At 55.2% G+C, this 13,983-nt stretch carries 11 protein-coding genes; 2 read left to right on the top strand and 9 right to left on the bottom strand.

The genetic code is table 11. The features are described from left to right. Positions 1–2 precede the first annotated feature (2 nt). From leuC to VE954_RS01315, 8 genes are all read right to left on the bottom strand, one after another. A complete protein-coding gene (gene leuC / locus VE954_RS01350; protein ID WP_324948856.1) occupies positions 3–1,385 on the bottom strand; it encodes a 3-isopropylmalate dehydratase large subunit in 1,383 nt (460 codons plus the stop codon). Then, the gene (locus VE954_RS01345) at positions 1,363–2,346 is read right to left on the bottom strand and encodes a branched-chain amino acid transaminase (RefSeq protein WP_324948854.1); all 984 of its coding nucleotides are present in this window, start codon (positions 2,344–2,346) and stop codon (positions 1,363–1,365) included. Before VE954_RS01345 ends, leuC begins: the two co-directional genes overlap by 23 nt. Position 2,347: 1 nt before the next feature. Next, a complete protein-coding gene (locus VE954_RS01340) occupies positions 2,348–3,565 on the bottom strand; it encodes a 2-isopropylmalate synthase (protein WP_324948852.1) in 1,218 nt (405 codons plus the stop codon). Then, positions 3,543–3,857, bottom strand: a complete 315-nt coding sequence (gene ilvM, locus VE954_RS01335; protein ID WP_414698958.1) for an acetolactate synthase 2 small subunit — start codon at positions 3,855–3,857, stop codon at positions 3,543–3,545. The genes VE954_RS01340 and ilvM overlap by 23 nt, the downstream gene beginning before the upstream one ends. Next, complete coding sequence (gene ilvG / locus VE954_RS01330; RefSeq protein ID WP_324948848.1) at positions 3,841–5,505, bottom strand: acetolactate synthase 2 catalytic subunit; 1,665 nt, start codon at positions 5,503–5,505, stop codon at positions 3,841–3,843. The genes ilvM and ilvG overlap by 17 nt, the downstream gene beginning before the upstream one ends. Then, positions 5,480–6,514, bottom strand: coding sequence for a ketol-acid reductoisomerase (gene ilvC / locus VE954_RS01325; protein ID WP_324948846.1), 1,035 nt, complete (start codon positions 6,512–6,514; stop codon positions 5,480–5,482). Before ilvC ends, ilvG begins: the two co-directional genes overlap by 26 nt. Before the next feature lie 111 nt (positions 6,515–6,625). Further along, positions 6,626–8,272 (bottom strand): dihydroxy-acid dehydratase, encoded by a 1,647-nt coding sequence (gene ilvD, locus VE954_RS01320; protein ID WP_324948844.1) that lies wholly within the window; start codon positions 8,270–8,272, stop codon positions 6,626–6,628. Between the two features lie 518 nt (positions 8,273–8,790). Continuing rightward, the gene (locus VE954_RS01315; protein WP_324948842.1) at positions 8,791–10,065 is read right to left on the bottom strand and encodes a pyridoxal phosphate-dependent aminotransferase; all 1,275 of its coding nucleotides are present in this window, start codon (positions 10,063–10,065) and stop codon (positions 8,791–8,793) included. 226 nt (positions 10,066–10,291) lie between these two features. Between VE954_RS01315 and VE954_RS01310 the strand changes: the two genes are divergently transcribed. Next, complete coding sequence (locus VE954_RS01310) at positions 10,292–10,825, top strand: hypothetical protein (RefSeq protein WP_324948840.1); 534 nt, start codon at positions 10,292–10,294, stop codon at positions 10,823–10,825. Between the two features lie 33 nt (positions 10,826–10,858). Here VE954_RS01310 and VE954_RS01305 read toward each other — a convergent pair whose 3' ends face one another. Further along, complete coding sequence (locus VE954_RS01305) at positions 10,859–11,380, bottom strand: hypothetical protein (protein ID WP_324948838.1); 522 nt, start codon at positions 11,378–11,380, stop codon at positions 10,859–10,861. 176 nt (positions 11,381–11,556) lie between these two features. Between VE954_RS01305 and VE954_RS01300 the strand changes: the two genes are divergently transcribed. Then, positions 11,557–13,983, top strand: coding sequence for a hypothetical protein (locus VE954_RS01300; protein ID WP_324948836.1), 2,427 nt, complete (start codon positions 11,557–11,559; stop codon positions 13,981–13,983).

Below are 13,983 nucleotides of genomic sequence, written 5' to 3'. Positions count from 1 at the left end.
TCCTAAAGCAAAAAAACCCGCGGATCGGTCAGATGCCCTGTGACCGCTGACGCTGCTGCTGTTAAAGGGCTCGCCAGAATGGTCCGTGAGCCTTTGCCCTGGCGACCGGCAAAATTGCGGTTGCTGGTACTGACCGCAAGCTGACCCGGTTGCAACTGATCCCCATTCATCGCGATGCACATCGAACAACCTGGTTCGCGCCACTCGGCTCCCGCCTCCAGAAAAATTTTGGCCAGGCCTTCGACTTCAGCCTGCCTTTTCACTTCAACGGAACCCGGCACAATCATCAGGCGCAGCCCCGGCGCGGCATGACGACCTTTAAGGATTTTGGCCGCGGCACGGAGGTCGGTGATACGGGAATTCGTACAGCTGCCGATAAAGACGACATCAATCGGCACGCCTTCAACTTTCTGCCCCGGCTGCCACCGCATATACTGCAAGGCGCCTTGAAGGTGATCATCAGTAGGAACATGATCCTGAATGCCCACCGATTGATCCGGCGAAGTGCCGAAGGTGACCATCGGGGCAATCGCATGCGCATCCATATAAATCTCGCGATCGAAGACCGCTCCCACATCACTTCTTAACTGGCGCCAGGCGGTGACCGCTCCCTCCCATGCAGACTCGGCTGGGGCGTAACGCCGGGACCTGAGCCAGGCAAATGTTCGTTCATCCGGGGCAATCAAACCTGCCTTCGCTCCGGCTTCGATACTCATATTGCATAGCGTCATGCGCGCTTCCATATCGAGCGCTTCAATCGCGGGACCGCGGTATTCGAGTACGTAACCCGTCCCCCCACCAGACCCGAGCTTCTGGATGATGGCCAGAATCAAATCCTTGGCTGTGACCCCACGTCCGAGCTGACCTTCCACATGAACGGCGAGTGTTTTAGGCTTTTTTTGCAGAAGACACTGGGTGGCAAGGACATGACCGACTTCACTCGTTCCAATACCAAAAGCCAGGGCTCCGAAGGCACCATGCGTGCTGGTATGCGAGTCACCACACACTATGGTTTGTCCAGGAAGGGTCAGTCCCAACTCGGGAGCAATCACATGGATAATGCCCTGGGTGGATGACCCGAGATCAAAGAGTTCAACCCCGAAGTCCCGGCAGTTGCGCCGGAGCGTTTCGACCTGAAGCCGGGCCTGATCATCCACATAGGCTTCACGCCGGGCATCGGTGGGAATGGAATGGTCGAGCGTGGCAAAGGTTTTATCCGGGCGCCTCACCCGAAGGCCCCGTTGCCGAAGCTCGGTAAAGGCCTGGGGCGAGGTCACCTCGTGAACGAGGTGACGATCGATATAAAGGATGGCGGGATGGTCGGCGGACTCCGCCGCCACCTCATGCGCACTCCAAATTTTGTCAAGAAGGGTCCGGGGATGCATAGGAAGCCTCCAGGATTTGCGGAGGGGCCTCGAATTTTTTCAAAGGTTCGAGCCAGCCCCAACGATCTTCAGTTTCACCTTGGAAAAGACCAAAGAAGGTTTTTTGCAAGGCCCTGGTGATGGGACCAGGCTTGCCATCCTTCACTTTGCGACCGTCGACGCTGCGAATCGGTACGATTTCCGCGGCCGTTCCCGTGAAGAAAAGTTCATCGGCGAGATAAAGGAGTTCGCGCGGATAAGTGCCTTCCTCCAGCTCATAGCCGAGGTGTTTGGCAATCTGCATGACCGTATCGCGCGTGATGCCTTCCAGGATCGAGCAGTGAATGGAAGGTGTATAGATCTTGCCATTACGCACGATAAAAAGGTTTTCACCCGGACCTTCACTCAAAAAGCCTTGGCTGTTCAAAGCAATGGCTTCGGTATAACCGTGGCGCCTCGCTTCATCGACCATAAAAAACGAGGCCAGATAATTGCCGCCGGCTTTGGCCAGCTGCGGGTGCGTGTTAGGCGCCGCGCGCTGCCACGATGTAACGCAGGTATCAATGCCTTCTTCCAGACCTTTGGCGCCGAGGTAAGCGCCCCATTCAAAAGCGGCGATCGACATTTCAAGGCGCGTGACGCTGGTCGGCATAACGCCGATGCTGCCATAGCCGTAGAAAATAATCGGCCGAATATAAGCTCCGTCGAGTCCATTCACCGCAACAACTTTGTGAATGGCCTCGCAGATTTGACTTTCATCATACGTCACCGGCATCTTGTAAATGGATGCCGATTCAAGCAGACGTTTCGCGTGCTCGCGCAATCGGAAAAAGGCCGGACCCTTGTTCGTGTTGTAACAGCGGATCCCTTCGAAAACACTGGTTCCATAGTGCAGCGCGTGCGACAGCACATGCACAGTGGCCTCTTCCCAAGGGACCAGGGTTCCACGATGCCAAATCCAATTGCTGGGCTTAATAGACATGTTACACTCCTCGTAGGGAATAGTTGGCGAGCACAGGGGACGTATGGCCCGCAGTGTGCACGATATCCCTTACGATGGCCAGCAATTCATGCTCCTGCGGCTCTTTTTTCTGATCACAGAGTCTTTTAAAGGCGTTGAAAGCCTCTTCGAACTGCATCTCTGTGCAGTGGATATCCCGCTCCTCCATCCAGTAATGAAACGCATGCCGACCGGAATGTTTACCGAGCACCATACTATTGCCGGCACGACCAACGTCTTCCGGACGCATAATCTCATACGTCGAAGGATGCATAAGCACACCATGCTGATGAATGCCTGCTTCATGAGCAAAAGCATTCAGTCCCACTACGGCCTTGTTGCGCGAAACAGGCAAGCCTGTGATACGGGTCAGCATGGTGCTGGCGTATACCAGGTTCTGGGTGTTGATCCCGGTGTCAACTCCGTAATAATCCCGGCGGGTTTTCAGAGCCATCACAAGCTCCTCGAGCGAGCTGTTGCCCGCCCGTTCCCCGATGCCGTTGATGGTACATTCCACCTGACGCGCACCGGCCTCGATAGCAGCCAGACTGTTGGCGACCGCCAGACCAAGATCATTGTGGCAATGCACGCTGAGCACGGCCTTGTTAATATTCGGAACCTTGACTTTCAGATAGCGGATCAAATTACCGAATTGCTGCGGCACGGCATAGCCGACCGTATCGGGAATATTAATAATCGTGGCCCCAGCCTCGATGGCTTCATACACCGCTTCGGCTAGGAATTCCGGCTCGGTGCGGGCTGCATCTTCGGCGGAAAATTCCACCTCGTCAAAGAGGTCGCGAGCGAGGGTCAGACCTTCCCGCAGGCATTGCAGGACTTCACCACGACTCATGCGCAGTTTATAGGTCCGATGAATCTCGCTGGTGGCGAGGAAAATATGAGCCCGGCTGCGTTTCGCCGAACGCAAAGCGACTTCGGTGCGCACGATATCATCGCGACGACAGCGGGACAAACCAGCCAGCGTGGGCCCGTCCACGGAATCCGCAATGGCCCGAACGGCCGCAAAATCGCCTTCGGAACTGGCGGGAAAGCCGCATTCAATGACATCCACATTGAGCTGCGCCAGGACTTCTGCCATCTGAACCTTTTCTTCGAGGTTCATTGAAGCCCCAGGGGATTGCTCCCCGTCCCGCAGCGTGGTATCGAAAATTTGTACTCTATCCTCGGCTGGTACTTGCATAGACTGGCCTCCTCATCACCTGATTCAATCCCCGGCTTTCGAATTTCGGCAGCACAGCGGGGAGTGATCCCACTGTCACGTCGATGACCTCACAGAGTTTTTCAATCTGAACGGAGAGCTGTGTCAGAGGGCGTTCACTTTCTCCTTCGATCTCAATGTGAATCAGATTTTGCTCCTGATCACAGGTGGCGCGCAGCGTCCGCGTGCCGAACCCACGGTGACGAAAAACTCTCAGGATCCTTTCCATGACCCCTTCTTCATCTCTGGCGAGTATCTCAGCGTGATACAGCATAGGGTGTGCCCTCCATCATATTGATATTCGATTTACCGGGTGGAACCAGTGGCCAAACATTTTCCAAGGGATCGATCCGCACGTGCAGCAGACAAGGACCGGGATGATTGATCAGATAATCAATGCCAGGCATTTCATCCATGCGATCCTGAATCATCATGCCGTCGATGCCAAACGATCGAGCCAGGGCCACGAAGTCAGGATTGTCGGACAGATCCACCGCACTGTAACGTTCCTGAAAGAACAGCTCCTGCCATTGCCGGACCATGCCCAGTCTTTGATTATCAAAGAGCAGGATCTTGACCGGCAGACTGTAGCGATTGATGGTGGCCAGTTCCTGAATATTCATCATGATGGAACCGTCGCCGCTGCAGCAGATGACCAGCGCATCGGGATTGCCGAGTTGCGCGCCGATCGCGGCGGGCATGCCATAACCCATGGTGCCGAGGCCGCCGCTGGTCAAGTGATCCGCTGGATGCTGCAAGGCAAAATGCTGCGCCAGCCACATCTGATGCTGCCCGACATCGGCGGTCACGATCGTGCGACGCGGCACAAGGCGTGACAGCAGCTGCAGAAAACGGGGCGCATAGATGCCTTCACCGGGGGCTTCGTAGTTCCAGCGATATTCATCCTTCCAAACCAGACATTGTTCCAGCCATTCGACTTTTTCCAGCGGGATCGTCAGGGCCTTCAGATTGGGTTCCAAGGCGCCGCATAGGGAAACCTCGGGGGCCCGGTTTTTGCCGATTTCACAAGGATCAATGTCCATGTGAATGACTTTGGCTCCGGGTGCGAATTCCTGCAGTTTGCCCGTAGCCCGATCATCGAAGCGGGCTCCGATCGCGATCAGAAGATCACAGTTCTCCACGGCATAATTTGCGGCCTTCATCCCATGCATGCCCAGCATGCCCAGGAACAAAGGATGTTCGGTTTCGATGGATCCCAAACCCTTTAAGGTGGACACCACCGGCATGCGGGTCGTGTTCACAAAGCTACGGAAGGCTCGGACCGCATTCGCAATCCCCACGCCGCCGCCCACATAAATCAAGGGCCGCTGGGCCTCTTGAATCAATTGTTCGGCCCGATACAACGCAGACTCGGACACATGGCGCGTACGGGTTTGCAGCGGCTCCCACGCGGTCAGGGTTTCGACATTATGGATCGAAATGTCCTTGGGCAGATCGATGAGCACCGGACCAGGTCGACCGCTCCGGGCAACTTCAAAGGCGCGCCGCACCATTCCATAAAGATCATTGGCATCACGCGCCACGAAACTATGTTTGACGACGCCGAGGCACATGCCGAAAATATCCACTTCCTGGAAGGCATCGGTGCCCATCATGGGCGTGGCCACCTGACCGGTGATGCAAACAATCGGTACGGAATCCAAAAATGCATTGGCGATTCCCGTCACCAGGTTGGTGGCACCGGGACCCGAGGTGGCAATGCAAACGCCGACCCTGCCCGTGGCGCGGGCGTATCCGTCCGCGGCCAGTGATGCACCCTGTTCATGCCGAACCAGGATGGTTTTGAACCCAGCGTCCAGCAAGCGATCAAAAACGGGCATGATCGCGCCGCCTGGATATCCAAAGACCAGGTCCGTGCCCTCGTGTTCGAGAGCCTTAATGATTGCGTCGGCTCCGATCATCGGCCTTATCTCCTGCTTGTTGAATCCAACTCATCTGCGAGCGCAGACGCTTCCCGGTTGATTCGATGTCATGCCGCAGCTCTTCCTGCAGTTGGGAGCGATAATTCTTCAGTCCTGTGTCGTATTCCTTCACCCACCGTGCTGCAAACGTGCCGTCCTGGATTTCTTCCAGAATCCTCTGCATGTTGCGGCGGGCATGGGCATCGATGACCCGACGACCGCTCACGAGTGTTCCGTATTTGGCCGTATCACTGATGAATTGATGCATTTTAGCGAGGCCACCTTCATACAGAAGGTCCACGATCAATTTCAGCTCATGCAGGACTTCAAAGTACGCGAGTTCCGGCTGATAACCTGCCGACACCAGAGTTTCAAAACCGGCCTTCACCAGTTCCGTGGCGCCACCGCAAAGAACGGCCTGCTCACCGAAGAGGTCGGTTTCGGTTTCTTCTTTAAAGGTCGTTTCCAAAACACCGGCGCGGGTTCCGCCGATTTTATGAGCGTATTGCAACGCCTTCTGTTTGGCCTGACCTGATGGGTTCGCCTGCACCGCGATCAAACAAGGCACCCCACGGCCTTCTTCATACTGACGACGCACCAGAGCGCCAGGACCCTTGGGAGCACAGAGGATCACATCATGCCCGGGACCAGGTTCGATGCGGCCATAATGCACCGAGAATCCATGAGCAAAGAGGAGGGTCGCATCCTGTTTCATATGCGGCTTCACGTCCTCTTCATAAATCGCTTTTTGCGGCATATCAGGAGTCAGGAAGCAAATCAGGTCGGCGTCACGCACAGCGGTCGCCACACTTTGCACCTGCCAGCCATCGACCAACGCCTGTTCATAACTGGGACCCCCTTCCCGCAACCCCAGTTGCACTTTGCAGCCGCTGTCGCGCAGGTTGAGAGCATGGGCCCGCCCCTGGCTGCCGTAGCCAAGTACGGCGATGGTTAGACCATCGATAAGGGTGGTGTCGAGATCCTGCTGGGCGAAGAATGCTGCGCTCATCTGTGTGTCTCCTATAAAGTTGGCAAAGCGCTGCCACGACCCTTGCATATGCAAGGATTTTTTAACGACTCATCTGTTCCAGGCCATCACCCCCGGGCGTAGGGGCGAAGATTAAAAGGGCTGCGTGCTCGCTCCTGTTGCGGCCGAGCCGACCTCCCGAATGTATTTACCAAACACGCCACGTTCAAAGCGGGGCGCGGGAGCTTTCCATTGCAAACGTCGACGATCAAGGTTCGCATCGACATTCAAAGTGCGGGACGGAACATCGATGGTGATACGGTCACCGTCCTGAATCATGGCAATCGGACCACCGACATGAGCTTCAGGCGCAATGTGCCCAATGCAAAGCCCATGAGTGGCGCCACTGAAACGACCATCGGTGAGCAGAGCCACCTTATCACCCAGGCCGGCACCGACCAGAGCGGCAGTCACGGCGAGCATCTCGGGCATGCCAGGAGCCCCTTTGGGTCCCATATAGCGAATAACCACCACATCACCCGCTGCAATTTTTCCGTCCTGGCAGGCCGTGAAAACATCCTGCTCGGTATCGAAGACGCGAGCCGGTCCTTCAAAACGCTGGATATCCTTGCCCGAGAGTTTCAAGACGCAACCCTCGGGGGCCAGATCGCCTTTCAAGATCGCAAAGGCGCCGCGTGATTTGAGCGGTTTATTCACATTCAGGATCACATCCTGATCAGGACGTTCCTTCACGTCATCGGCTTCTTCTTTCAAAGTACGGCCGATCACATTGGGGGCATCGGCCAGCATACCGGCCGCGAATAATTTGCGCGCGACCAGAGCCACCCCACCCTCGCGTTCCAGATCCGTGGCCATATACCGGCCAAAGGGTTTCAAATCCGCAATCAAAGGCACTTCCGCAGCGATCTGATCGAACATTTCGATCGGCAGTTCGACGTTCGCCTCCCTGGCCAAGGCCAGAAGATGCAAAACAGCATTGGTGGAACCACCCGTGGCGCAGACAGCTACAATTGCATTACGGAAAGCAAGCGGCGTGAGAAAGTGGCGAGCGGAGCGGTTTTCCTGCAGGTTTTTCATCACGATTTCCCCACAGCGGAAGGCGGCGTGATCTTTTCGAGGGTCAAGGGCTGGCACTTCACTGAGTCCGATCGGTGACAGCCCCATGACCGAGAAGGCCATGGCCATCGTGTTGGCGGTGAATTGCCCACCGCAGGCTCCCGCACCCGGACAGGCGCGATTTTCCAGACTCGTTAAGTCATCGTCGGCCATGGTGCCGGCGTTATGCGCGCCAACCGCTTCAAACACGTCCTGAATCGTGACGCTCTTGCCACGCCATTGACCAGGAGCGATCGAACCTCCATAGAATAAGACAGAAGGAAGATCGACCCGCGCCATCGCCATCGCGGCGCCAGGGATCGTTTTATCGCAGCCGACGATGGCCACCAGACCATCGAACAGGTGCGATTCCACCATGAGTTCAATCGAATCAGCAATCACTTCGCGTGAAACCAGGGAACCGCGCATGCCCTGAGTCCCCATGGTGATGCCATCCGAAACCGCGATGGTATTGAATTCTATCGGTGTGCCGCCACGCGCCCGAATCCCTTCTTTCACTTTCTGCGCGAGGCGGCGCAGATGAAAATTGCAAGGCGTGACTTCGGTCCAGGTATTGGCAATACCGATCAAGGGTTTATCCAAATCCTCATCCGTAAGACCGGTTGCCTTCAACATGGCCCGTGCGGGCGGGCGCGATGTGATTTCCTTGCTCCGATAGTGCATAAAGTCCTCTGCATGGCGGTTAAAATCAAAAGCCCCCAACACTTTGTGGGTGTTGGGGGCTCCGTCTTTCGCTTGTAAGCTTTACGGTGGGCCCCCGTTGGCAATAAGAAGGAGTACAATGCCAAGAAGCACGAAAATAAGAGAAATAAGTCGCACGGATACGCCGCTGATCACGACAGCTTGTACCGGAACGTTTTGTGAAATGTGCAACTTCATATTTTTCTCTTCAGCGTTACGTTCAGTTCTGACCCTAATCTCCTCCTCACTGGCTGCAAAGTCAACAAGCCCCGATTGAAAGTTTTGAATCGCCTCACCAAAAAGTAACTTCCGGGCCGTGATTGATTTGTACGTGCGGGGAATCGTAGGGGAATTTCGGAGCATAGAGCGCATTCTTCCAGCTGCGGAAGAAATTAAATTCTCTCAAATGAATTTTTTGCGGGAGGGATTCATGGTGAAGGCAACGGCTCAAGACATTCATGGAGCACCCTCGCCTCGGGCCAGGGTGCTTCGCCTTACAACTATTCGCCCTTGGCGGCAGCCTCAGCGATGACTTCCTTAAGACGCGAGAGACCGCGCTCCACTTCAGTCATGCTGGGCCCAAAGCTAAAACGAACATACTTGTTCAGGCGTGAGGGAATATGCCCGCGACGATTGCCCGGATTCACATCAAAGAATTTCCCAGGCACACTGATCACCTGCTTCTGCAAGGCCGCTTCAAAGAACTGCATACCATCCTGGAGTGAGGACGGAAGTTTGTCCAAACCAACGAAGCAGTAAAAACCTGCAAGGGGCGGCGCCGGCAAACGGAAACCCAAATTGATGAGCGAGCGCATCATCAACTCGCGTTTTTTGGTGAATTCCTTTTGAATGATCATGGCCTGCTCATCGGCTATTCGAATATCAACCAGCGGGATGGCCGCCTTTTGCAGCGGATGGGCCGCTCCGCCATCCAAAAAGGATCCGGCCGAGGCGATTCTTTGAATGATGGCCTTGGGACCGATAGTCCAGGAAATACGCAGCCCAGGATAACGCCAATTCTTGGTGAGGCCGTCGACCACGAGCACCATTTCCTTGTTGACGTCTTCCACGTAGCGAGCCGACGAGAGCGAGACCGATTCCAGCGCGACGGCACCATAGAGATAGTGTGAATAGAACTCATCGAAGATCAAAGCGCAGCGTTGCCGCCGGCCGACCTCGACATAACGTTCCAGTTCCGCCCCATGAATCACCTGGCCCGTGGGGTTATTAGGATTGGAGAGCAGCACCGCACCCAGACCGCGGCTCACGATTTCCTCTTCGAGCTGGCTCGCCGTGGCGCGAAACTGATGCTTTTCCGAGAGCACGATGGGAATGGGGACGAAACCTTTGAAGGCATCAAAGAGCTCTTCGTAAGCGGTATAATCCGGGAGATAGTGACCCAGGTGAACCCGGCCAAGCGAGGCGGCGACGCGGGCCAGACCCGTGCGGCCGCCCGACGAGATGGCCACGTTTTCGTAGGTGTACTGGGACTTCAAACCGCGTCGATAGCGCTTGTTATAGAGCTCCGCGACCGCTTCCCTCAGCTCCTTATGGCCCGCCACGGGACTGTATTCACTCGATGTCGCGTCAATCGCCACAACTTCCAGACGATTTTCCCCCGCCGCCAATGGACCTGTTTCGGGCGCACCCTGCCCGAGGTTGGCCCAGTCCGCTGCACCGTAGTGAAATCCGGCCTGCTGGGCTTTGGTCATGACATAAATCACGCCCGTATTGGGCACTTCGCGAAAACTGGGGAACTGATCCGGCGACATCATTGCGTCCCTATTCCTTGCAATTAGGTAAATGACTCTTATTCCATCATAGGTGCTTTGCACCTTTTTGGCCAAGAGAGCTGCCAAGGGCAGGGCCTCAGTATGCGGGACAGGAGCTTCACGAGCCAACTAAAAATCTGGTACGACCCTTGCTTTTGCCCTTAAGGATGTCGCCTCTGGGCGAAAAAACTCATTCTGGTTGAAAAGTTTGCCACAAGGGAGAACCACTATGCATCTCGAAAACGACCCTCTGAACACCCTGCCCCATGAATCCGGCCTGACGGGTGACCTGCGCGAATCCATTCAGGATACGGCCGAAAAATTGAAATCCCTGGGTGAGCAATTACGAGTCAAACTTCACCTGGCAGGCATGGAAGTCAAGGATCTCAAATCCGACCTGGTCGATACTGTTGACGGTCTGAGCCGTCGCCTGTCTGATTATGCCAGCACCCTTGAGAAAACCAAGGAATCCGCTGAACTGCAGATGCATCTGGGACTGATGGATGCCAGGAAGATTTGGGAGGGAGCCAAAGAACAGGCCGACCACGCGCTGAATGCCATCAAAGGGGACAAGGATAAAGCGCTGTCCTTCCTACAGGACATGAACCTGCAGGCCCACCTGGCCAAAGCCGAAACCAGTGATGCCCTTGAGGATACCAAAACCGAAGTATCAGACAATTTGAAAGAGATCAGCCGGCAGGGAGCAGCCGCTCTGAAGCGCATGAATAAAAGCGTAGGCGACTTTCTGCACAGTCTTTCCTAAAAGGGAAGGGAGCGCCCTTCCCTTCTCCTGCCCTTAGGCTCCAAACATGCAAATCTGATAAAAATGCTTGAGCACAGGACGGAACCGGAGCCACCAGCCGGCTCGTTCGGCTTCCTTGATAATCGTCGGACAAGCCACTTCCAGAGCCTTGGCTTTGGCTTGATCAAGGACCGTTTGGGTCAGGACCTTGATATCTTCAAGATCAATGCGGCCATTGATATTGCTATCCGCCAGCAGCATGAAAACCGACTGCATGGTTTCCTTAAAGTTATCCAGCTCAGGACCATGGTCGATCCGGCCATTTTCATTCGCATCGAACTGATCCACGATCTGATCCTGCAACTCCTCGAGTTGTTGCACCAACCCTTCGAGGTCTTTGAAGACGTCGCCAATGCCGGCCAGGCGAGGCGTTTCGGCCCCAGCTTCCTGCATATGCGAAAGATGAATCAGGGCCATGGCCTGGAGGTCCAGTTCCGTCTGCGCATCATGCACAGCACCAAAGGATACGGTACTTGAAAGTAAAAGTCCGACAACTCCGCTAACAACTGTTTTCATATGTGGGCTCCTTGGATTGAAGTGGACGCAGCTTAACGCAAGGCTTTCGGCTTGTCATGAAAATTTTTTACATTGGGTGACATCTCCCCAGGGTCTTGTCGAAGCCACGTAGATCAGGCATGAATAGGGTTCGACGTGGACAACTGAGAACCAACGACATCACAAGGACGACAGCCATGCTTTCCATACTGCTCGGGAGTCAACTCATGAGTGCTGTTCACTTCTCTGCGCAACCGCTGACGGGTGATCGAAAAGCCTACGAACACAGCTCAACGCAGCCGCAAAGGGATCGTCCGCCCCAATCGGTTTATACAAGGCGGTATGAGGAACCGGCGAACCAACCCTACCTGCGTTCCGGATCGACCGGCCTGGATGCGCTCTTTGCCCTGACCATGACCGAGATTCAAGAAAATTCCGTAGCCACGATTCGCGATGGAGCTTTTCAGAATGGACAGCCGCTCCCCTGCGCCTGTTTCGAAACGGGGGAACTTTGGCACTATGTTTGGACGCGGGATAGTGCCTATGCCATCGATCTGGGATTGGGGTGGCTTGATCCCCTCCGCAGTCGTGAAACGCTGCTTTTTAAGCTATCCAAGGCTCGCCAGGATTCACGTTTCGGCTCGGGCGTGGAAATTGTCCAGGATACCGGAAGTGGTGGCAGCTGGCCGATCAGCACCGATCGGGTCGTTTGGGGTCTGGGCGCGGATCGGTTGCTTCCCCTCCTGCCTGCCCTGGCCCAGGAAAGTTTCAGGGCTCAAGCCTATGAAGCCTTAAAAAATACCGTGGAAACCGACCGGCTGGTGATCTTTGATCGCGAGCATGGACTCTATCGAGGCGAACAATCCTTTTTGGATTGGCGCGAGCAAACCTATCCGAGCTGGACTCGGGAGGATGTGAAAGCCATTGGTCAGAGCTTTGCACTTTCCACCAATGTCCTGCACCTGCAGGCTTTGCGTCAGGCATCGCGTTATGCTGCAGTCTGGGGTGAAACAGACCGCCAGGAGCGTTATCAGGCATGGGCCGAGGCGCTGGCGTCCACGATTCGTAACTTTTTTTGGATACCCGAAAAAGGATTGTTGGCTTCGATGAGCAGCGCCTCTGATGCTGCTTTTCCCTTAGCGAAATTCGATTTGCTGGGTCAGTCCCTGGCGGTGCTGGCCGGTTTGCTTTCCCCAGAGGAGGGGCGACGCATCTTTTCCCAATATCCCCTGCATAAGGCCGGCCCTCCAGTCATTTATCCGCAGCTGCCCGCGACCGCCATCTATCATAATCGCGCCGTCTGGCCTTTTGTAACAGCTTATGCGATCAAGGCCGCAGCCAGGGTCGGTCATGCGCCTTTTGTTTCCGAATCGATGCAGAGTCTATGGAACGGGGCCGCACTGAATCTTTCCCACATGGAAAACCTGGAGTTTCTGTCCGGGCTTCCTTATGTCGCGGACGGCACCAACTCCGGCCCCGTGGTGAATTCACGGCGGCAGCTTTGGTCGGTTGCGGCCTTTGTATCGATGATCATCGATACGATGTTTGGTCTGGAGGCTACCGCTGATGATCTCCACATTCACCCATTTTTGACGCAAAAAATCGCCGAACAATGGATGCCCGAGGGTCGCATCACGCTGCACGATTTAAGCTGGCGCGGCAAACGTTTACAGATAACCATGCAGTGGCCAAAGACCACGGGATCGCAGGACGGATTTTTTCGAGTGAGGCGACTGCTCTTCAATGGACAAGAGATATCGGGTTTCTCGATAAACTTTTCTCAATTGAATGCAGATAATCAAGTGCAGATTGATCTCGCAGCCGATGCGGAACGCTGGCCGTTAACTGTGCATCAACCGAAGGTGGGGCTGGGACCAGCGCTGAGTCCTGACGAGTATAAAAAAGTTTTTGCGCCGATGGAGCCCCGATTAAAGTGGGTGGATCCCAGCACCATAGGGATAGATCGCCGCGAGATGAACGCGACCCAATGGGACCTCTATCGCAATGGTCGTCTGCTGACCACGAATATCCGCGAGGATACCTGGCGTGTACCGGGCGAGGGCTGTTACCTGTCCATACAAACCTATCTGGATGGTGCGCTGTCTTCCCATCCGTCGCCGGAACTTTGTCAGTTGGGATGGAACCGGGAGTTTTGGGTTCCAGAAGATCTTGTCAGTCTGGATGGTGCTTCACAGAGAAGCGATCACGGACGGATTCATTTTAATGATTGGGGCCGACCCGATCAGGTTTTGCAAATTGCCGACGTCCGAGTGCCGGATGATGGCCATTATCGAGTGGAAGTTGCTTTTGCAAATGCGTTTGGACCTATCAACACCGGCATCACAGCCGCTGTGAAATGGGTGGAGGCCATCGACATCAAGACGGGTGACACACAGGGCACCGCCGTATTCATGCCTCACCAGATCAACTGGGATACATGGTCCTGGTCTTCGTCGGCACGACTCAACTTGAAGTCCGATCGTAGCTATCGCTTGCGTCTGGCCGATGCGCGTAATATGAGCTATTTTGCGCATTTTGAACGCTACACCGCCGGCCCCGGTGGGGTCAACGGTGTGGTCAATCGGGCTAATATCAGTGGTATGCGTCTGCGTCGCGCGGATTAG

It is taken from the genome of Oligoflexus sp., assembly GCF_035638955.1.
GTDB lineage: Bacteria > Bdellovibrionota_B > Oligoflexia > Oligoflexales > Oligoflexaceae > Oligoflexus.
The sequence above is the reverse complement of the archived record's forward strand: the minus strand, read 5'-3'. Positions and strand labels throughout refer to the sequence as shown.

Excerpts from the sequence above, each read along its gene's own strand:
- VE954_RS01310 (WP_324948840.1), top strand. The coding sequence starts at position 10,292 with ATGCATCTCGAAAACGACCCTCTGAACACCCTGCCCCATGAATCCGGC.
- ilvC (WP_324948846.1), bottom strand. The coding sequence starts at position 6,514 with ATGAGCGCAGCATTCTTCGCCCAGCAGGATCTCGACACCACCCTTATC.
- VE954_RS01340 (WP_324948852.1), bottom strand. The coding sequence starts at position 3,565 with ATGCAAGTACCAGCCGAGGATAGAGTACAAATTTTCGATACCACGCTG.
- ilvD (WP_324948844.1), bottom strand. The coding sequence starts at position 8,272 with ATGCACTATCGGAGCAAGGAAATCACATCGCGCCCGCCCGCACGGGCC.
- leuC (WP_324948856.1), bottom strand. The coding sequence starts at position 1,385 with ATGCATCCCCGGACCCTTCTTGACAAAATTTGGAGTGCGCATGAGGTG.
- ilvG (WP_324948848.1), bottom strand. The coding sequence starts at position 5,505 with ATGATCGGAGCCGACGCAATCATTAAGGCTCTCGAACACGAGGGCACG.
- VE954_RS01300 (WP_324948836.1), top strand. The coding sequence starts at position 11,557 with ATGCTTTCCATACTGCTCGGGAGTCAACTCATGAGTGCTGTTCACTTC.
- ilvM (WP_414698958.1), bottom strand. The coding sequence starts at position 3,857 with ATGCTGTATCACGCTGAGATACTCGCCAGAGATGAAGAAGGGGTCATG.
- VE954_RS01315 (WP_324948842.1), bottom strand. The coding sequence starts at position 10,065 with ATGATGTCGCCGGATCAGTTCCCCAGTTTTCGCGAAGTGCCCAATACG.
- VE954_RS01305 (WP_324948838.1), bottom strand. The coding sequence starts at position 11,380 with ATGAAAACAGTTGTTAGCGGAGTTGTCGGACTTTTACTTTCAAGTACC.
- VE954_RS01345 (WP_324948854.1), bottom strand. The coding sequence starts at position 2,346 with ATGTCTATTAAGCCCAGCAATTGGATTTGGCATCGTGGAACCCTGGTC.